Source organism: Pedobacter sp. BG31, from assembly GCF_042464845.1.
GTDB lineage: Bacteria > Bacteroidota > Bacteroidia > Sphingobacteriales > Sphingobacteriaceae > Pedobacter > Pedobacter suwonensis.
Window position 1 is genome coordinate 372,302 of record NZ_JBHNZK010000001.1, and the last position, 20,301, is coordinate 392,602.

The 20,301-nt window shown below is 38.7% G+C and carries 19 protein-coding genes; 10 read left to right on the forward strand and 9 right to left on the reverse strand.

Annotated elements, in window-relative coordinates; all coding sequences use genetic code 11:
• Window positions 1-26 precede the first annotated feature (26 nt).
• Window positions 27-1,046 carry a LacI family DNA-binding transcriptional regulator gene (locus tag ACFE6N_RS01635; RefSeq protein WP_378933176.1) on the forward strand — a complete coding sequence of 340 codons (1,020 nt, stop codon included), beginning with the start codon at window positions 27-29 and terminating at the stop codon, window positions 1,044-1,046.
• Between the two features lie 6 nt (window positions 1,047-1,052).
• Here ACFE6N_RS01635 and ACFE6N_RS01640 read toward each other — a convergent pair whose 3' ends face one another.
• Window positions 1,053-2,597: a glycoside hydrolase family 10 protein gene (locus tag ACFE6N_RS01640; RefSeq protein ID WP_378933179.1), complete on the reverse strand. Its 1,545-nt coding sequence runs from the start codon at window positions 2,595-2,597 to the stop codon at window positions 1,053-1,055.
• A gap of 204 nt (window positions 2,598-2,801) precedes the next feature.
• On the opposite strand from ACFE6N_RS01640, the gene ACFE6N_RS01645 reads away from it, so the two are divergent.
• Window positions 2,802-3,704, forward strand: a complete 903-nt coding sequence (locus ACFE6N_RS01645) for a hypothetical protein (protein WP_293742366.1) — start codon at window positions 2,802-2,804, stop codon at window positions 3,702-3,704.
• A 40-nt stretch (window positions 3,705-3,744) separates the two neighbouring features.
• On the opposite strand, the gene ACFE6N_RS01650 is transcribed toward ACFE6N_RS01645, so the two are convergent.
• The 4 genes from ACFE6N_RS01650 to ACFE6N_RS01665 form a co-directional block, all read right to left on the reverse strand.
• The gene (locus tag ACFE6N_RS01650) at window positions 3,745-7,476 is read right to left on the reverse strand and encodes an ATP-binding protein (RefSeq protein WP_378933182.1); all 3,732 of its coding nucleotides are present in this window, start codon (window positions 7,474-7,476) and stop codon (window positions 3,745-3,747) included.
• Between the two features lie 89 nt (window positions 7,477-7,565).
• Complete coding sequence (fabD, locus tag ACFE6N_RS01655; protein WP_186462300.1) at window positions 7,566-8,447, reverse strand: ACP S-malonyltransferase; 882 nt, start codon at window positions 8,445-8,447, stop codon at window positions 7,566-7,568.
• 84 nt (window positions 8,448-8,531) lie between these two features.
• Window positions 8,532-9,167, reverse strand: coding sequence for a GTP cyclohydrolase I FolE (gene folE, locus ACFE6N_RS01660; RefSeq protein ID WP_090983580.1), 636 nt, complete (start codon window positions 9,165-9,167; stop codon window positions 8,532-8,534).
• A gap of 12 nt (window positions 9,168-9,179) precedes the next feature.
• Entirely contained in the window at window positions 9,180-9,590 is a 411-nt protein-coding gene (locus ACFE6N_RS01665; protein ID WP_090983578.1) for a 6-carboxytetrahydropterin synthase, read from the reverse strand.
• 205 nt (window positions 9,591-9,795) lie between these two features.
• On the opposite strand from ACFE6N_RS01665, the gene mqnB reads away from it, so the two are divergent.
• Complete coding sequence (gene mqnB / locus ACFE6N_RS01670) at window positions 9,796-10,419, forward strand: futalosine hydrolase (RefSeq protein WP_378933186.1); 624 nt, start codon at window positions 9,796-9,798, stop codon at window positions 10,417-10,419.
• A gap of 118 nt (window positions 10,420-10,537) precedes the next feature.
• Window positions 10,538-11,386, forward strand: a complete 849-nt coding sequence (locus ACFE6N_RS01675) for a menaquinone biosynthesis family protein (RefSeq protein ID WP_378933189.1) — start codon at window positions 10,538-10,540, stop codon at window positions 11,384-11,386.
• A gap of 94 nt (window positions 11,387-11,480) precedes the next feature.
• Here the strand turns inward: ACFE6N_RS01675 and ACFE6N_RS01680 are convergent, their stop codons facing one another.
• From ACFE6N_RS01680 to ACFE6N_RS01690, 3 genes are all read right to left on the reverse strand, one after another.
• Window positions 11,481-12,176 carry a response regulator transcription factor gene (locus tag ACFE6N_RS01680; RefSeq protein WP_293742371.1) on the reverse strand — a complete coding sequence of 232 codons (696 nt, stop codon included), beginning with the start codon at window positions 12,174-12,176 and terminating at the stop codon, window positions 11,481-11,483.
• Window positions 12,177-12,334: 158 nt separating this feature from the next.
• Complete coding sequence (locus ACFE6N_RS01685) at window positions 12,335-14,155, reverse strand: sensor histidine kinase KdpD (protein ID WP_090983569.1); 1,821 nt, start codon at window positions 14,153-14,155, stop codon at window positions 12,335-12,337.
• Window positions 14,156-14,396: 241 nt separating this feature from the next.
• A complete protein-coding gene (locus ACFE6N_RS01690) occupies window positions 14,397-14,762 on the reverse strand; it encodes a DUF3127 domain-containing protein (RefSeq protein ID WP_090983567.1) in 366 nt (121 codons plus the stop codon).
• A 71-nt stretch (window positions 14,763-14,833) separates the two neighbouring features.
• Here ACFE6N_RS01690 and ACFE6N_RS01695 point away from each other — a divergent pair, with 71 nt between their 5' ends.
• Together ACFE6N_RS01695 and ACFE6N_RS01700 are read left to right on the forward strand one after the other, a co-directional pair.
• The gene (locus ACFE6N_RS01695) at window positions 14,834-16,012 is read left to right on the forward strand and encodes a class I SAM-dependent RNA methyltransferase (protein WP_378933827.1); all 1,179 of its coding nucleotides are present in this window, start codon (window positions 14,834-14,836) and stop codon (window positions 16,010-16,012) included.
• 62 nt (window positions 16,013-16,074) lie between these two features.
• Window positions 16,075-16,569, forward strand: a complete 495-nt coding sequence (locus ACFE6N_RS01700; protein ID WP_090983565.1) for a hypothetical protein — start codon at window positions 16,075-16,077, stop codon at window positions 16,567-16,569.
• A gap of 35 nt (window positions 16,570-16,604) precedes the next feature.
• Here the strand turns inward: ACFE6N_RS01700 and ACFE6N_RS01705 are convergent, their stop codons facing one another.
• The gene (locus ACFE6N_RS01705) at window positions 16,605-16,763 is read right to left on the reverse strand and encodes a hypothetical protein (protein ID WP_378933193.1); all 159 of its coding nucleotides are present in this window, start codon (window positions 16,761-16,763) and stop codon (window positions 16,605-16,607) included.
• A gap of 114 nt (window positions 16,764-16,877) precedes the next feature.
• Between ACFE6N_RS01705 and ACFE6N_RS01710 the strand changes: the two genes are divergently transcribed.
• The 4 genes from ACFE6N_RS01710 (at window position 16,878) to ACFE6N_RS01725 (ending at window position 20,145) form a co-directional block, all read left to right on the forward strand.
• Complete coding sequence (locus ACFE6N_RS01710; protein WP_090983563.1) at window positions 16,878-17,153, forward strand: helix-turn-helix domain-containing protein; 276 nt, start codon at window positions 16,878-16,880, stop codon at window positions 17,151-17,153.
• A gap of 70 nt (window positions 17,154-17,223) precedes the next feature.
• Window positions 17,224-17,868 carry an HD domain-containing protein gene (locus ACFE6N_RS01715; RefSeq protein WP_378933196.1) on the forward strand — a complete coding sequence of 215 codons (645 nt, stop codon included), beginning with the start codon at window positions 17,224-17,226 and terminating at the stop codon, window positions 17,866-17,868.
• A gap of 102 nt (window positions 17,869-17,970) precedes the next feature.
• Window positions 17,971-19,227: a putative DNA modification/repair radical SAM protein gene (locus ACFE6N_RS01720; RefSeq protein ID WP_378933199.1), complete on the forward strand. Its 1,257-nt coding sequence runs from the start codon at window positions 17,971-17,973 to the stop codon at window positions 19,225-19,227.
• Window positions 19,228-19,383: 156 nt separating this feature from the next.
• The gene (locus ACFE6N_RS01725; RefSeq protein ID WP_378933201.1) at window positions 19,384-20,145 is read left to right on the forward strand and encodes a TIGR03915 family putative DNA repair protein; all 762 of its coding nucleotides are present in this window, start codon (window positions 19,384-19,386) and stop codon (window positions 20,143-20,145) included.
• Window positions 20,146-20,301: the final 156 nt, after the last annotated feature.

Consider the following 20,301-nt stretch of genomic DNA (forward strand, 5'->3'; position numbering starts at 1 on the left):
TAATTGATTGTCCCTCTCTTATCCAATTGAAAAAGAAAACTACCATATACGACATTGCCAAGGCGCTTGACATTACAGTGTCAACTGTTTCCCGGGCACTCAGTGGCTTTCCGGCGATAAGTGATACGACCAGAAAAGCCGTTGTTGAAATGGCTAAAAAATTAAATTATAGCCCGAATAAACTCGCATCGGCATTAAAATCCGGCAAAACCCATATTATTGGTGTAATTGTACCAAGTGTACAGGCACATTTTTTTGCATCCATTATCCACTGCATAGAGGATGGCCTGAAAGACAGCGGCTACCGTGTGATTATCTACCAGTCTAATGAATCAGTAGAAAATGAAATTAATGGCGTAAGAACTTTATTAGAAGCACAGGTAGATGGTATTATGGCTTCAATGTCTTTAGAAACAGAAGATACCGCCCACTTTAGCGAAATTATCAAGCAAAACAAGCCCCTGATTTTATTTGACCGCGTAAACACCGATTTAAAAGTACCAACCATTACACTCGATGATTTTAAGGCCGGTTATATTGCTACAAAACATTTAATAGATCAGGGTTATCAAAAAATTGCGTTTGTAACCACTGTTCACCAGATTAAAATATTTAACGATCGGTTAGAAGGGTACAAAGCAGCTTTAGCAGACCATAACCTTCCGGTAATAAAAGACCATATTATTTTTGGCGGTTTATCTATCAAAGATGGTCGGTTTGGCGCAGGAAAATTAATGCGCAGCAGCGATAAACCCGATGCAATTATTGCAGGTGATGATTTTACGGCATTAGGCGTAATTAAAAAGTTAAAAGAAATAAATGAAACCCCACCTCAAATAGGGGTAATCGGTTTCGCAAATGAAGCCTTTTCCGCTTACATTACACCCAACCTGTCCACTATTGATCAGCATGCCTCAAAAATCGGCCAGGAATGTGCTAAAATGTTTCTGAAAATGATTAATCAGGAAAGCCCATACGCCAACATGGAACATATTGTGCTCGATCCGGGTGTTGTAGAAAGAGAATCGACCAATAAAAAAAACTAAACGCTTTTATTCCTTTGCCAGCGGAATCTCTACACCAACAGGCCCACTCGGCTCGCTTTCATTCTTTAACCGATCCAATGCCGTTACAAGATAACTGTACCGTTTTCCACTTTCTACACTCGTATCAATAAATGAAAGATAATCTTCAAAGCTTATTTTAACAATGTTCTTCGGGTCAAGTATCGAGATTTTCTCTCCTTCATCAAATCTGTAAATCACGAATCCCGAAGCTGTTTCTCCATCCTTTGCCTTCAATGGAAGCTGCCATTTTAAATGTACCCCATCTCTCAATGCATCGGCAGTTAAGGCCTGAGGTTCGTTTGGCGGCACTTCATCCAGCCATGGCATTTGCGGCGGCAAAGCAGGGTATTTATAAAAATCGTTCTTTAACGAATCCCCAACTGCCTTAGCAACCGTACTTAATGATTTTGAACTGAAAAATACGCTGCCCTGAATGCGGTTATTCTCTCTCAGATATCTAATCTGCCTCGGTATTTCGCTCAGGTTTCTCCACGCGGCTTCTGCCCTTGAGTTTACCAGGTAAGCGCCCTGCCCGATATAAACATGTCTGCCAAAAGTATTATTGCTCCACCAGTCAACCAAAACGCCATAAGGCGCCACTCTTCTGGTGAACGTAAAGTAAATCTGAGGATTAATGTAATCCACCCAACCTTCTCTAACCCATTTACGGCTATCAGCAAAAAGTTCAGCATAGTTAGATAGCCCGCTGGTGGCAGAGCCTTCGGGATCCTCATTTTTATTTTTCCAGATACCAAACGGACTGATCCCAAATTTTACCCATTTTTTATAGTGGTGGATACTATCATCAAGCTGTTTGATAAGCAGATCGACATTATTGCGCCTCCAATCTTTTATGTCTGAGAAATTATTAGGGTATTTGTTAAAAGTATTGCTATCATTAATGGTTTGGCCTTCTAATTTATATGGATAAAAGTAATCGTCGAAGTGGATACCATCAATGTCATAGCCTTTTACCACATCTAAAATTACCTGTACAATATATTCCCTCACTTCCGGAATACCCGGATCGAACTGCTTTTTACCGCCATAGGTAAAAAACCAGTCGGGGTGTTTACGATAAGCATGGTTTTCGCTTAACACGGCCGAGCTACTCATACTGGCTCTATAAGGGTTAAACCAGGCATGCAGCTCCATTCCCCTGAAATGGGCTTCTTTGATGGCAAAAGCCAGCGGATCGTAACCAGGTGCCGGCGCCAGTCCCTGCCTACCCATTAACCATTGGCTCCAGGGCTCTCTGGATTTAGCGTAAAATGCATCGGCTGCGGGTCTGACCTGCAATATAATGGCATTCATTCCCTGGCTTTTATGTCTTTCTAAAATACCAATCAACTCCTGCTTCTGCTGATCAATGGTCAGCCCGGGCCTCGACGGCCAATCTATATTGGTAACAGTAGCCACCCAAACGCCTCTAAATTCCCTTTTTGGTGCAATTTTTGATAAAGGTTGTGCATTTAATATATATGGTACTATAGTTAAGGATAAAAGTGCGTATAGGAAGTTTTTAAGCATTATTTCTTATCTTATTTTTTTCAGGTTGTGTGTTTGTGTAGATTTGTATACAAATCGAACATTAGCAAGTAAACGATTTTTTTTAAAAACTCTTATAACTTTATTAAAAATTTTAATTTGCGCCTTGATAAAATTAATTGTGTACCCCCATTTACCTATGGAGAACAAAAGTATATTAATTTATAGAAGATACAGTGTTATTAAATGGAACCACAAAAGATTAATAAGGGTGATAGAAACAAAATTTACTTCCTTGTCATCGTTATTGCCGCTCTAATTGGCACAAATGCTTACTTGTTTTTTAAAGACCGAAAGCAAAGTGAAAGATTTGTTACCGTTAGTGCAGAAAAAGATAAACTCCGGCTTGAAGTAGAAAAAATTGAGGTTGAACTTGACAAGGTTAATGCTTTGAATCTCGATTTGAACGAAAAACTCATTGAGGAGCAGAAGCTTGCGCGAACAAAAATAGAAGAGTTAAAGAAAGCTTTAGAAAAGAACCAGATTACCCAGGCCGAAATCGACAGGGCCAATGCAAAGATTAATGAACTGAAAACATTTGTAAAAAACTACAACGATCAGATTATTCAGCTACAGAAAGATAATATCTTCCTAAAAAACAGCCGCGATAGCTTGCAAAATACGCTCAGAAACATCAGTAACAAAGCTGCGAACTTAGAGAGCGAAAACTCCAATTTAAATGCAAAAGTTAAAACGGCCGCAGCATTAAAGTTACAATGGGCCGAAATTATTGCTTTCAGAACAAAATCAAGCGGCAAAAAAGTTGAGGTTACCAAATCATCTACTGCCCAAAAGTTAAGCGTACGTTTTAACATTGTACCTAATCAGTTGGCAGAAAAAGGACATCATAACATTTATCTTCGGGTATTTGATCCGGCAGGAAACCTGCTTGCCAACGAGGAAAACCATTTTGAGGCTGACGGACAGGACATGCAGTTCAGCCATTCTATTTTTATCAATTACAATAATGACGATAGCACCTACGTTATCGATTGGACAAATCCTAAGCCATTTATAAAGGGCATATATACCGTTATTTTATATGCGGATGGCAATACCATGGGCAAAGCGCAAGTGGAGTTGAAATAACATATCTACCATCAGATTAATCCATCTACCTTATTTTAACTTAAATCAAAGGAAAGTTCAGATAGAATGTTGTTCCTAAACCGTTTATTGAGGTAAACTTAACTGAACCGCCAGCATTTTCTACAGCCTGCTTAACAAAAGCCAAGCCTAAGCCTGTACCCGATGTCTTAGTAGTGAAATTCGGCACAAATATTTTATCCTGCAATGAAGGTGGTATGCCTTTTCCATTGTCCTTTATTTCTATATATGCATTTTTCATATCGGCATATATAATGATGGTAATGCAGCATAACGATTCTTCGTCTATAGCTTCTATCGCATTTTTAAGCAGGTTGTTAAATGTTCTCAGCAGCTGATCATGGTCTGCCAGGATCATGATATCCTTTTCGCTCTTGTTCTGCACGTCGATAGTTACATTTTCAGTACTTTTAAATACTTCTCTTGCCTGTTCGATAATTGGAAGTAAAGAAAGTCGTTCCAGATTGGTATCGGGCATTTTGGCGAAATTAGAAAACTCGGAAGCAATTTTAGAAAGGCTGTCAATCTGTTCTATAAATGATTTGCTGAACTTATTAAACTTTTGTTCGAAATTTGGATCTTTCTCTCTCCATGATTTTTCCAACAACTGAACACCTAACTTTAACGGGGTTAGCGGATTCTTGATTTCATGAGCCACTTGTTTGGCCATCTCACGCCAGGCGCTCTCCCTTTCTGATCTGGCCAGTTTGATCGCACTCTCTTCCAAAGCAGCAATCATATGGTTATACTCCTTAATTAAAGACCCGATTTCATCATGCCTCCGCCATACTATGGGCTCGTTCTTCTGCCCTATTTTGGTCTTACTGATACTCTCCTGAATGAAGGTTAACGGATTGGTAATCTGATTAGCTAAAAATACAGCCAATACGCCAATAGCCACAAATACCAGCGCGTACAGATTAATCAGGTTACTTACAAAAAGTGCCAGTTTATCGCTATACTCCTCTTCGTTAGAATAGTTCGGCAAACCGATATAAGCAATCGTTTTGTTCTGGGCATTCCTGATGGGGGCATAGGCGGCAGCGTAAATTAAACTTCCAATGTTCTCCTTAGGGTTAATATATTCTGAACGGTGCAGACCACTTAATGAAAAGAACGCTTTTGGCCCCATTTTTTTACCAATAATTTTATAATTATACAGCTTTGGATATGTGGTCATGATCAGGTTTCCGCTCAGATCGTACAAGTTTAAATCAGCATTGTTGATATCGGCAAAATTATTAAAATCTGCTGCGGCATTCTCATCGTTTGCAATAATACCATTGCTGAACACCTGCTTTTCAAAATTCTGCTGAACTTTTCTTATCTTATCTTTTAATATCGTGTCTTGCTGTCCGCGATATTCATTGTTCATATAGTAGTAGGTTCCCCAACCCACAATAACCAGTGTGGCCACTACAGCCAATACAATAGATACCTGGATTCTGGTTTTATACAAAATCTTATTGGCATTAATCATTAAAGACCTGTTGATGCTAAACCAGCCTACTTTATCATCATCGAGATTTTTGATTAACCATATTAAACCATAGAGCACCAGGGAGAAAATGATAAATATCAAAAAGAAAAATGATAGGGCAGCCAAACGTTCTACATAATCTACTTTCTCTTTGCTAATCACAACCATTTTGCTTTCAGTAGGCTTATAGATCAAATGGCTGTAATGCTGTTTATCATCATTATTAATGATGAAATCGTCCTTTTTGCCTTTAAATATGCTTCCGTCTAAAGGATAGGTATAGTTTCCCGACTGATTCAGCAACTTATTATTGCTGTATAAAGCAATAGAATAACCTTTAAAATCTTCGTCTTTGATCATTTTCTGATCTCCGAGAAGATCGGGTAGCCGGTTATTATAATTATATGGCTTGGACCTGAGTTCGATAACCAGCGTACCCAGTAAACTGCCATTGTTTACCACTGAGATGATTCCGAAATAATCCTGATAACCAAAAGTATTGTTTACCTGATAAAAAAAGTTAGATCCATCTATTTTAACTGAACCAGCCTCCACTAGCTTTTTATACTTATCAATCGGGGGTGTATCAGCGTTTTCGATTGCAGAACCCAGTTTATTATAGGGATAGATCTGATAGTCGTAGCGGCTTAAATAGCCATCTAAATAATCTTTAATGTGATTTTTGAGTACAGCATAATTACCTTCCCTATTTTGACTAAAGTAGCTCGTCAGAAAGCTATCTTTAACAATTTCATTGCCTAAAGTACCTAAAGCAACAATAGCATTCGGATCTTCAGAAGATTGCACTTTTCTGGCCAGAGGTTCACGTAAACTTCTTTCTTTAATGTCTTTATACTTGGTATACTTAATAGATGTATTGAAAGCGAGACAGAAAAACACAATGGCAAACATGCCGATTGAAAAGTTCTTCTCCTTTAAATAAACAGCCCTCGCCACAATAAATAATACAAGGGCAAAAACGATAAAAAATGCATTGAAACCTACCACTAACTTGTAGATAAAAACGCCAGTAAAGCCGAACAGGAAAATAATTACGCGCATCCTATTGCTTACGTTTAACTGGCTGCTTACCGTTGCTGAGATAGCGGTGATCAGGTAAATCTGGAACCATGCCAAACATAAAATCACAATACCTACCCAGCTTGTTCCGCTAAGCTTAAGGATATTAACGATATCAAAATTAATTTTCGAATTAAATATCAATCCAAAAAAGATATCATCTGTATCCCAAACAATCCGCCCTATCAACACCATTAACACAGCCTGGATAATAACTCCGATTGTTTTACTCCGCTTTATCCATCCCGGAAACTTGTATTGTTCCTTATGGTTATACATAAAAAGGAGTAGCCAGGTGAGCGCGATAACGTTTAAGAGAAAATCGCCTAAAGAAGGCATCAGAAAATTATCTGCATATATCCTCGGATCAAACAGATCCAAGGTAAACCGGTGGTTAAACCAGCCATAATACAGATCTGTTAACCGAAAAGCCAGAAAGAAAAACAACAGCAAAAACGTACCCCAAACAATATGTCCACGCCTGGCAATGAATGAACTTAAAGAATTGAAGAACATGCAGATGCACAACATACCCGCAACAAACAACCACAATTGTGTACCTGAATAATGGGTTTCAGCATAACCAGGTTTTACTTTTAATCCGAATAAAAACTTATTTTCCAGATTTTTGATAACATAAACATCCTTATCTGTAAAAGAGGCAAAGGTTAGTATTTTTGTTTTGGATAAAATAGGGTCAATATCACTCTTAAAATACTTGGTTTCTTTAAAAGGATATTGTGATTGAATGGAAATCAGGAAAACGAGACTGAAATTGCCCTGCGTACTTTTAATGACCTCATACCAGCCATTATAAAAAAACAGTACCGAACTGCCTTCCTTTAAAGTAGCCGGGTCTATTTCAGAAACTTTATAAGTACTCCAGAACTTGAGCTGGTTATTTTCAAAGGTCAATAAATTTATTCCATTACTCTCGCGATAGGTTGTAATGAAATCAATGGCATCTTTAGGGTTCAGATGAAACTGTTTGGCTTTAGCCACTTCCTGCTTATTGGCCAAAAATGTTTGTACGGCTTTTTCTTTAAGCAAAAGGTTTTGCTGGATTTCCGCTCCATCGTGTTCTAACAGTTCACTTTTGGTGGTAAACCTGCTTAGCGAAATAGAGGTTGCAATAAGGCAACAGCCCAAAACAAGCAATAGAAATCTTATTTTTATACCAAAGCTCATTTTCATCTACGGATAAAGATATTAAATATTGATAAAAAACAACGCCATAAACTTCTCGTTTATGGCGTTGGCACTATTCATTCTATTTGAATAAATTAAGCTAAAACAGCACTGCTTGTCTGTACTTCGCGGCTTACTTTTTTAACCAATCCCTGCAATACATTGCCCGGACCAACCTCTACAAATTCAGTTGCACCATCTGCAAGCATGTTGCCTACTGTTTGTGTCCAACGCACAGCACCGGTTAATTGTTTAATTAAATTGGCTTTTATTTCAGCGGGGTCTGTATATGGCCTGGCATCAACATTCTGATAAACCGGGCAGATTGGAGATGCGATGTTAGTGGCTTCAATAGCAGCCTGTAATTCAATTTTTGCCGGTTCCATTAAAGGGGAGTGAAATGCACCACCAACATTCAACTTTAAGGCTCTTTTTGCTCCTGCTTCCGTTAATTTGGCACAAGCCAGATCAATACCTTCAATACTTCCTGAAATAACCAATTGGCCAGGGCAGTTATAATTTGCTGGCACCACCACGGCATCAATTTCTGCGCAGATTTTTTCAACCACTTCATCAGCTAAACCCAAAATTGCTGCCATGGTTGACGGTTGTGCCTCACATGCTTTTTGCATGGCATTTGCGCGGGCAATAACCAATTTTAATCCATCTTCAAAGCTCAATGCATTTGCAGCAACCAAAGCCGAAAATTCGCCTAGAGAGTGACCCGCAACCATATCTGGTTTAAAATCATCGCCTAAAACCTTGGCTAAAATAACCGAATGCAAAAAAATTGCCGGTTGGGTTACATTTGTTTGTTTAAGCTCTTCATCTGTTCCGCTAAACATAATGTCGCTAATGCGGAAACCAATAATTTCGTTGGCCTGTTCAAATAATGCTGCAGCTTTTGGATTTTCATAAAGATCTTTACCCATACCTACAAACTGTGCTCCCTGTCCGGGAAAAATATATGCTTTCATTATAATAGTTTGGTGTATCGCGTTTGGCGGCTAGCGTTATTATTTATACCTTACTTGATACTTATTACTTTTTACCTGATACAATTAATCTAAACTCGCGGTAATTAACCTCAAAAACTCGGCTCTTGTTTTATCGTTACTTAAAAAGGTGCCCGTAAAGGCCGATGTTGTGGTGACCGAATTTTGCTTTTGCACTCCACGCATAGACATGCATAAGTGCCTGCACTCCATCACTACCGCCACACCCATCGGGCTAAGGGTATTCTGGATACAATCTCTGATTTCGTTCGTTAAGCGTTCCTGTACCTGTAAACGACGTGCAAAAGCATCAACCACACGAGGAATTTTACTTAAACCTACAATATGCCCGTTAGGGATATAAGCAATATGTGCTTTGCCAAAAAATGGCAGCATGTGGTGTTCGCACATCGAATAAACCTCAATATCCTTAACCACCACCATTTGGCTGTAATCCTCTTCAAACATGGCTGACCTTAGAATTTCATCTGGCTTTAAATCGTAGCCATGTGTTAAATACTGCAATGCTTTAGCTACACGCTCAGGCGTTTTTAGTAAACCTTCGCGCTCCGGGTTTTCGCCCAACTGGCTAAGAATATCTTTATAATGTGAGGCTACCGCTTCAATTTTATTTTCGTTATAGCGGTCTATTTTTACATAGCCGTCTCTCGATTCGCCTTTTAATATGTCTTTACTGCTCATTAATTTAGGTTTTTAACCAAAGTATTCAACAAAATTATTTTCGGTTTCATAGATTTTTACGCAATGCAGAATTGCGCCGCTAGCTTCGATCGGACCCCAAAGCTGTTTCCAGATTTCGATGGCCAGATTTTCGGTCGAAGCCAGTTTGCCTTTCATAAAATCCACATCAAGATTTAAATTTTTATGATCAACCTTGTCTACCACATAGTCATTCATTACGTCTTTCAGCCATTTTAAATCAACCAGAAAACCTGTTTCCGGATTTACTTCGCCCTTAACGGTAACATATAACCAGTAGTTATGGCCATGCCAGTTCGGGTTGGCACATTTACCAAAAACTTCATTGTTTCTATCATCATCCCAATCGGTACGCGCCAATTTGTGCGCCGCATTAAATGATGCTTTTCTCGTTATGTAAATCATTACTATAAAATAAAATACAAATATACGGATAAAATGGATGATGTTTGGCGGATAATGGATGATGTAAATATGTCTTGCCCAAATTCATCCCAGATCTGTTCGCATTCCATCTTCCATCTTACATTTTACATTTTTTATCACAGGTTATACCGGTCCTGTTTTCCTCACCCACCTTACCTTCCACTTATTTCGTTAACTTTACTTAATGAAAACCTTAGTTGTTGCGGCTACAAAAGCTGAACTTACCTTCTTATACCAGCACTTTAATTTACCCGACACTGATTTTGTTGAAAGTAAAAATTTTGACCTGCTGATTACCGGAGTTGGAATGGTAGCAACAGCCTTTGCCCTGGGAAGATACCTTTCATCTAAATATAGCCTGGTGGTTAATTTAGGCATCGCCGGCAGCTTCGACCGTGGTATCGCCTTAGGTACCGTACTAAATATTACTGAAGATACCTTTGCTGAATTGGGTGCAGAGAATGAAGATGAATTTCTGACCATCGTAGATTTAGGTTTTGGGGAGAACTACTATAATTCAACAACAACAGAAAACATTAACCTGCCCACTGTTAGCGGCATTACCATAAACTGTGTAACGGGAAGTGAGAAAAGCATTAAAAATTTGATAAACCGGTTAAATCCAACTACTGAAAGCATGGAAGGTGCCGCTGTTTTTTATGCCTGTAAACAATTAAATATTAAAAGTTTGCAGATCAGAAGCATCTCTAATTATGTAGAACCGAGAAATAAAGACAATTGGAAAATTGGTTTGGCCATTAAGAACTTAAACGACTGGGCCATCTCGTTTATTGGAGAAATGAACTGATTATGACCAATTAGTTTACCGCAGTACTTAATTTTGGTTTATGAACCAAACACAATTGAAATAATTATTTTAATTGTAAAAGGCTCCATCTAACAACTGAAAACAAAAAAATAAATAGATGAAACTTACACTTGGATTTTCTCCCTGCCCTAACGATACATTTATTTTCGATGCGCTCATTCACCATAAAATTGATACGGAAGGATTAACATTTGAGGTTTACTATGATGATGTTGAAACCCTAAACCAAAAGGCACTTAGGGGCGAATTAGATATTACCAAGTTAAGTTTCCATGCATTTGCCTACGTAGCTAATCAGTACGCTTTATTAGATGCCGGTAGCGCCCTGGGCTTCGGTGTCGGCCCCTTATTGATCAGCCAAAAACAGTTTGAAGGTCCGGATGATCCTCAACTCCAAACGCTAAACAATAAACTCAAAATCGGGATACCCGGAAAATATACTACCGCCAATTTCTTATTGGGAATTGCCTATCCACACTTGCAAAACAAACAAGAACTTGTGTTTTCAGAAATTGAATCAGCCTTGATTAATGAGCAGATTGATTTAGGCCTGATCATCCACGAAAACAGGTTTACCTATCAGGACAAGGGTTTGACCAGGATTGTTGATCTGGGTGATTATTGGGAAAAACTTACCGGTTGCGCTATTCCATTAGGGGGAATTGTGATTAACCGCAATTTAGACCGCGAGGTACAGCTAAAAGTTAACCGCCTGATCCGCCAATCCGTTGAGTTTGCTTTTGCCCATCCAAAATCAGGTATCGATTTTATCCGCCAACATGCGCAGGCCATGGAAGAAAGCGTGATGTACAAACACATCGAACTGTATGTAAATAAATACAGCATCAACCTTGGCGAAGAAGGCCGTAAAGCAGTTGATACCTTGTTTAAACTGGCACAGGAACGCGGCATCATTCCGGCTATTCAGGAGAACCTGTATATTTAAGAGGAGTAAAAAGTTGTAAGGTTTAATGTTTGGAAAGTTAATTTTGGCGCCAGGAACATATTAACTTTACAACATTCCAACATTTAACACTGATCTAACTCACCAGCAACTTATAACCTTTTCCGTGTACGTTAATAATTTCAACCGAAGGATCGGCCTTGAGATACTTACGCAGTTTACTTAAAAATACATCCATACTTCTTCCGTTAAAGTAATTGTCATCGTGCCAAATGCTTAACAGAGCTTCCTCACGGGTTAAAACGGTATTTTTTTTCAAACACAATAGCCGTAAAAGCTCAGCTTCTTTGGTAGATAGTTTTTGCTGATGATCATTATCGGTGATAATCTGAGTGGTATAATCGAAATGATACCGACCAATAGAAAACTGCGTTTCGGCCACCTCATCATTGTTATCTGTTTTATTTGCTATCCGCTTAAACATCGCGTTAATGCGCAATAGAAGCTCCTCAATCCGAAAAGGCTTGGTAATGTAATCATCTCCACCTAAATCATAAGCAGCAGATTTATCTTCTAACATGGTTTTTGCCGTTGCAAAAATAATAGGCACCTGTGTGTTTACCTTTCTAATATCTTTACCCAAGGTAAAGCCATCTTTTTTAGGCATCATCACGTCCAGAATGCACAAGTCAAAATTCTGCTTATTAAATGCCTTTAATCCATCTTCCCCATCAGTACAAAGCACCACATCAAACTTACCTTTCAGCTGCAGATAGTCTTGTAACAATAAACCTAAATTTGGGTCGTCTTCTACCAGAAGTATTTTTTTCATTTTCTTGTTTTTATTACATAAATGGCTTTAAAGCCAAATTAGTATTCGATTAAGGATATCTGATGGTTTTACCATCATGATCAGATCAATACGCCACTATATAGCCCCTTCATTTTTGCTGTACCGATAAACTTAGCCTTCGTATCAACATTTCTGTATTATAAAGGTAAAGATATTTCAAACGTCGTTCCTTTATCCTTTTCACTACTAACCTTAACCGTCCCGTTCAGTTTTTTAATAATATCATGAACATAATTTAAACCCAGGCCAAAGCCTTTAACATCATGTAAATTACCGGTTGGTACCCTATAAAACTGATCAAAAATCCTTTTTGACTGCTCTTTGGTCATGCCAATGCCTTTATCCGCTATTTCGATAACTAAATTCTTACCGGCATTACGGGTAGTAATGGTAATCTCAGGGGTATCACGACTGTATTTGTTCGCATTATCAATCAGGTTATAAATGACGTTAGATAAGTGAAGCTCGTCACCATATACCACAGCATTTTCTGCATCGGTATGCACATTAATTATGGCATTCCTTTTCTGTAGCTGCAACTCCATGCTATCCAATACAATCACAATCAAGTCGTTTACGTCTACTTCTGTATTCTCCATTTTAAGCTCTCCCTTCTCTAAGCGGGCAATGCTTAAAACACGCTCAATATGGCTTCCCAGGCGAACATTCTCGTCATAAATGATCCCGGCCAAACGTTTCAACCGTGCCTTATCTTCTGTCACTTCCGGATCTTTTAAGGCCTCACTGGCAATCATAATCGTTGCTACAGGCGTTTTAAACTCATGCGTCATGTTATTAATGAAATCCGTTTTCATTTCCGACAGTTTCTTCTGCTTCAAAATAGCATAAAGGGTATAAGAAAAGATGAAAACCAGCACCAGCAACAAACCAATTGACGATGCAAGCGTAGCACTCAAATTAGCGATAATAGCTGAATTTTTGTTTGGAAAACTGACAACTAGCATGCCGGGATCGCGAAAAATATCATTTCCGAACAAAGGCGTTTTATACGTATTTTCCGGCAAAAAAGCTCCTTTAACATGAGATGCCATCATAAAAATGGTCGAATCTTTCCGGGCAAGCGAAATCCGGTAGGAAGGCACTAACGTAATGTTATTGGCTAAGAGTTCCTGTTTTAATAAACGGCCCAAAGCGCTAAAATTAATGCGCTTATAAATAGGCACATTGGTTTCCTGCATTTCTTTGGATACATCCTCAACTACACTTGAACGGGTATACGAGAAAGTATCCTTACCTAGCGCTGCAATTTTAAGCGCCAATTTTTTACGTTCAATTTCATCTTCACGTTGAAATTTTTTCTGTAAATCGTTCGGAATTTTTGGAACGTTTGCAAAACCCGGGCTACCATCCCTCGGATCAAAAACCAGATATCTCAATGTATCAGGTAAACTCTGCAGACTTTTAAACTCGAATGTTTTGGGTGGTGCGGTAAAAGGCTTGGTACGCATGCTATAACCCTTCAAGATCAGGCTCTTAATGTCAATGATGGCATCCATCTGCAAATCCAGTTTATCGCCGTTTTCCGAACTCAATGAAGTATATTCCCGTTCAGAAATTACATTTGGTGCACGATAAGATACCCGGATAATACTGTCCTGTTGGTTCAGGTAACTCTCAATCTGGTTTTCGCGCTCCGCCTGCCGCAGTTCTGCTTCCTGCGCATACTGTTGCCGTAAATCCTTAATATCCAGTGCACGCTGTCTGGAATCCTGCAACTGCTTTAACTTATTTTCAGCATCTTTGCGGTTTAAGTGATCGGCAACATTTCTACGCTGTAGTTTATTTACAACCGAAGTTAGTGTTTGATTTACCTGTTCATCAAAAAGCTGTGATTTGAGTTTATACGATTCCCGTATGTAATACAATTGCATTACGAATACGCCAAGCAGCGCAACCGTCATTAAAACCGTAATTAGCCAAAAACTTCTTTTCTTCATAAACCAGATCGGTTTTTAAAAACAAAAAAACCGGGCATAATCTTCTTAAATTTAAACAGATATCAAAAATACTGATTAGTAGAGCGAAGTGTTTGTTTTTAACATATTTTAACAGCGGGAAGACTTCCGATGTTTATCCGGCATGGGGCATATAAACTTCGGAAGCCTGGCGGGTCAAAAAAAATGCCGAAGCTAAGCCTCGGCATGGTTCAAAATTGTTTGCTTAAAAAAGAATCTTTATTTAGAAAGGCAAATCATCATCTTCTCCTGGCGCATTGCTTACATCAACCGGAGCTGCATAAGCTGGCGTGGCTGCCGGAGCGCCTGCAGCAACTGCATTGATACGCCAAATAACCAAGCTGTTAAAATATGATGTTTTACCCGTTTTATCTGTCCAGGGACGACCACGTAAATTAAAGAAAACCTCAACCTCATCGCCTGCTTTAAATGTATCTAATAATGCAGTTTTATCTTGTAAAGCCTCAAAACGGATATATTCTGGGTATGTTGGATTTTCTGCGTATTCTACTATTAAATCACGTTTTTTAAACGTTTCACTTATCTGTTGCGTGGCACCTACTTCGTGTACTTTTCCTTTAATTTCCATAACTAATACTACTTAATGTACTATAAACATCAAATCTCTATAATTTTATTGATAACTTCGCATATATTATGATGCAAGTTTTCCACAATAAAAGCAAGGTAATTATTACCTGCAATAAGCGCCTTTCGCCCTACTTACAAGAAGAAGTTACGGCTTTAGGCTACACCATTGAGCGGTCTTTTGCTACCGGCGTTGAACTCAATATCACCCTTACAGAGTGTATTAAACTAAATCTGAACCTGCGCTGCGCCAGCCAGATTCTATATGCCATAAAAAGTTTCAAAGCCGTTACTCCAGATGATCTATATAATGAAATTGCAGCCATTGAATGGGAAGAACTGATTGATTTTTCGGGTTATTTTTCCGTAACCTCAAATGTTGATAACCCAAATATTACTACACCACTTTTTGCAAACCTAAAGGTTAAGGACGCAATTGTAGACCGCATGAAAGCGAAAAAGGGCATTCGTCCGAACTCAGGATCGGACGCCAATAAAACGGTTGTGCATTTATATTGGAAAGATGCTGATGCTGATGTTTTTATGGATACATCTGGCGAAACCCTTGCCAAACATGGTTATCGAAAAATACCAGGGAAAGCCCCGATGTTAGAGGCACTTGCTGCCGGAGTTATTTTAGCAACTAAATGGGATAAAAAATCAGCATTTATCAACCCCATGTGCGGATCAGGTACCTTAGCTATTGAAGCCGCCCTTTTGGCCACTAACCGCGCTCCTGGTTTATACCGCATGAATTATGGCTTTATGCACATATTGGGTTATGATGAGGAAGTTTTTTTTGCTGAACGCAGAATCCTAAAAGATCAGGTAATTAAAAGCGTTGATTTCAAAATTGTAGCTTCCGATTTGTCGGAAGATGCGCTAGAAGTAACGCGCAGAAATGCAAAAACAGCAGGTGTTGACACATTAATTGAATTTCAGGTCTGCGATTTTGAATTAACGCCTGTTCCTGAAGATGGTAAAGGTGTTGTGATTTTTAACCCCGAATATGGTGAACGTTTAGGTGTGCACAGTAAGTTGGAACTGACCTATAAACGGATGGGTGATTTTATGAAGACAAAATGTAAGGGCTACGCTGGTTATATTTTCACCGGAAATCCTGATCTTGCAAAAAAAATTGGGTTAAAAGCGGCTAAAAAAATTGAATTTTATAACGGTAAATTAGATTGCCGTTTATTAGAATATGAATTATATGAAGGATCTCGCAGGGCACCATTAACCGATGCATAGCCTTTTTACTGGAAATTAATATATTACGCTTTGTTACGTATCAACGCAGAAATTTGACAAGTATGGAATTTGATGACATGGATCATATGCCCGAATGGGAACATTTTAGCCGATTTGGCCGGGACGATGAGGCGGATGAAAGCCTTTCAAGCGATGATGCTGAAAAGGTTAGGTTGAAAGTGACCCGGGCTAAAAGCCTGTACAATCAGGCCAGAGCCCTTTACAAATATGCTGCCCTGTTCTGCGAAACACTTGAGGGAGAAATGGCGGAAATGACTGCTAACCTGATTATGCAAAATGCCATGATGTTATGCCCCAAAATTGTTGGTGCAGAAGGTGCAGACATGTATATTTTGAGGATGGAAAATGCCTCTATCATCAGAACCAACTGCCGCGAACTGGAAACCCAGGTAAGAGCCGCAGACATGTTTGAAATATGTACCCCGGAATATAAAGACATCGTTTTAGACGAAATTGAAAAATTTCGTCTACTTTTTATAGAGTGGGTTAAATATTTTGAAAAAGATGAGTTTGAAGATGACTGGGGCCTATATTAGTCCTTCATGATAACTGTATCTTTCTAGCTTTTTTTTTAGCTTTCCTTAATTTGTTGACCGCTTCTCACCTCATATCTTTTATTATCATACTGCTTCCGTCCGGCTTCTGCAATTTCAAGAAGACTAACTTTTACAAAATCTAACCCCTGGCTAAAGTAAACACCAAACATTTTACGCCTGACTTTGTTACCCATATAATTCATCCCCTTTACGTGTAATTCTTAAATGCGCTAAAAGTTATGCTCTTAAAATCTATAGGAGTAAAACTTTCGTACATAAGTAAAAAATATTAAAAATTTATCCGATTTATGGAAGATGTATTAGCTTTAAAAACAAGGAATGTTGCGGGGAATATTAGAAAAATTAGAGAATACAGAGATTACACTCAAGATTATCTGGCAGCGAAACTAAAAATATCCCAAAATGCTTACAGCAAAATTGAGCTCGGTTATAGCAAATTAACTATCGATCGTTTATTTCAGATTGCAGCCATTTTGGAAGTTGATGTAGCACATTTATTGACCTTAAACCACGGTGACTTGATAAAAATCATTGCTGATGACGAGAAAAGAACAGCAAGCTAAACTGTTGCTGTTGATATCATTTCTTGTGCCCTGCAGATAATTCCAATACCTTTGGAGCAAAATTTCAACTATGCAGGTCTCCATTCAAAAAACCATCGACTTTGTAAAAGAAACATTGGCTAATGCCGAAGCAGGTCACGATTGGTTTCATATTGAGCGTGTTTTTAAAACTGCGCAAACCATTAATCAACAGGAAAATGGCGATGAACTTGTAGTTTGTTTCGCCGCCTTATTGCATGATATTGCTGATCCTAAATTCAATAATGGTGATGAAGAAATTGGACCAAACATAGCCGCATCGTTCCTATCGTCGATTGATATTGATGCTGATATAATTGCGCATGTTAAACTGATTATCCAGAACATGTCGTTCAAAAATAGTTTTGATGGTGCAGGTTTTACTTCGAAAGAACTGCAAATTGTACAGGATGCAGACCGTTTAGATGCCATAGGGGCTATCGGTATCGCCAGGGCTTTTACCTATGGAGGATTTAAAAACAGAGTGCTTTACGACCCTGCAATTTTACCGGAAAAACACCTCAATAAGGAAAGCTATAAAAATACAACCGCACCAACCATTAACCACTTTTATGAAAAACTGCTTTTATTAAAAGATCTGATGAACACCGGAGCAGGAAAAGCAATGGCAACAGAAAGACACGATTTTATGCTACTTTACCTGGAACACTTTTACAAAGAATGGGAAGGTAAATAACCTTAACTGCATGCGATTATTCCCTATTCGAATGGATTAAACTAATTTATTTACTAATATTTTTAGTTATTTAGACTATCTTTGTTAGTAAAATATATCCCTATGTTTGATCGTATCCGTGAAAAATTAAATATTCTTGCCGACGCTGCTAAATATGATGTTTCCTGTTCATCAAGCGGCGGCACGAGAAAAAATGACAGCAAAGGACTCGGAGACAGCCACAGTTCGGGCATTTGCCATACCTACACAGAAGATGGCAGATGTGTTTCGCTCTTAAAAATCCTGCTCACTAACCACTGCATTTACGATTGTTTATTTTGCGTTTCACGTAAAAGTAATGATATAAAGCGTGCGGCTTTTACCGTAGATGAAGTGGTGGAACTGACTATGAATTTTTATCGCCGCAACTATATAGAGGGCTTGTTTTTAAGTTCAGGGATTTTTAAAAATGCCGATTTTACCATGGAACGACTGCTTTTAGTGGTAAAAAAGTTACGTTTAGAGCAAAATTATAATGGTTACATCCATTTAAAAACCATTCCCGGCGCCAGCGATGAATTAATTAAAGAAGCGGGTTTGTATGCCGACCGGATGAGCATCAATCTGGAAATGCCTACCGAAGCCGGGCTAAAACTTCTGGCCCCTGAAAAAAACCATGCAGACGTAATTAAACCACTCGACTTTGTGCAAAAACAGATCTCCCAGTTTTCAGCAGATAAAAAACTGATCAAACATATCCCGAAATTTGTACCTGCAGGACAAAGCACCCAAATGGTTATTGGCGCCACACCGGAAAGTGATAAAGACATTATGTACACAGCTAATGCCTTTTACAAAAATTTTTCTTTAAAACGGGTATACTATTCCGGTTATGTACCCATCAGCAACGATACCAGAATGCCTATATTGGGTACCCAACCACCGTTGTTACGGGAAAACCGTTTGTATCAAACCGATTGGCTGATGCGTTTTTACGGGTTTAAAGTACAGGAAATTTTAAACGATGCTAATCCTAACCTTGATATTGATATTGATCCAAAATTAAGCTGGGCAATCAGAAACATGCAACATTTTCCGGTGGATATCAACACTGCTGATTATAAAATGATACTGCGGGTGCCCGGAATCGGTGTAATGTCGGCAAAGAAAATTGTTCAGGCGCGTAAATTTGGTAAACTCAGGATTGATCAGCTCAGAAAAATAGGTATAGCCTACAATAAAGCCAAACATTTTATTGTTTGCTGTGATAGCCCTTATCAGTTAAAAGATTATCAAGGTACGCAGATCAAGGCTTTTATTCTGGCCGAAAGCAAAAGTAAATATCTAAAAACCGATAGTAACCAGATGATTTTGTTTTAATTGCGCTGTCCGCTCAGGGAGATGCACCAGCCCCAACTGATCGGGAACACAATGCCTTTGAAATAAGGGAATACTTATCAATAATCTTAAAGCTATTGCACTAATATCCCCCCTTGTGCTGGAATGACGACTGATGTAAAACCTGTAAATAAAAATATGACCTACATTTTTGATGGTTCGCTACAAGGACTTTTAACAGCCGTTTTTGAATGGTTTGAACGCAAACCAGGCAGGGTGATGCTCAAATCCACCGAAATGTTCCAGCCGGAAGCTTTTGCAGAAAGTTTTACGGTAATTACTGATGGAGCCAAGGCCGACCGTGTTTGGGCCGGACTTCAGAAAAAGTTAAAGAAAGACTGGCTCCGCAAATTTTATTGCAGCTATCTATCCGAAATTCCCGAAGCTTACAATCATCTTTTTCAATTCTCAATTTACATTTTTAACCATGCTTCAGGTGCGGAAAGCAATTATGGAAACGAGCATATCATTGCCCTTTCTAAATATGCTAAAAGCGTAGAACGGGAAAAACACCGGATGGAGGCCTTTATCCGCTTTCAGAAAACCGGAGATGGTATATTTTATGCAGGTATCGATCCTGATTTTAATGTGCTACCTTTAATATCCAATCATTTTAAGTACCGGTATGCCGACCAGCAATGGGTTATTTATGATTTAAAACGGAAATATGGTTTGCATTATAATTTAACCTCGGTTGAAGAAATTACGATCAGTTTTACCAATGGAATAAACAAACAGAGCCCGGCATCAATTTTAATGGATGATAGCGAAGCTTTGTATGCAACACTCTGGAAAGATTATTTCAAAAGCGCCAATATTGTAGCCCGTAAAAATACTAAACTTCATGTTCAGCACGTGCCCAAAAGGTATTGGAAATATTTAACTGAAAAGGAACTATAGTTAGGATTCTACTATCATTAATGTCGATTTACGCAAAACGTGATCTCCGGCCTCATTGAATAAACAGGTTAGCTAAAAGCCGTAACAAACTGCCATGCTGACACACCCACAAACCATTAGCATGAAAAGATTGACAGTTTGGTGAAAATTTGTCCC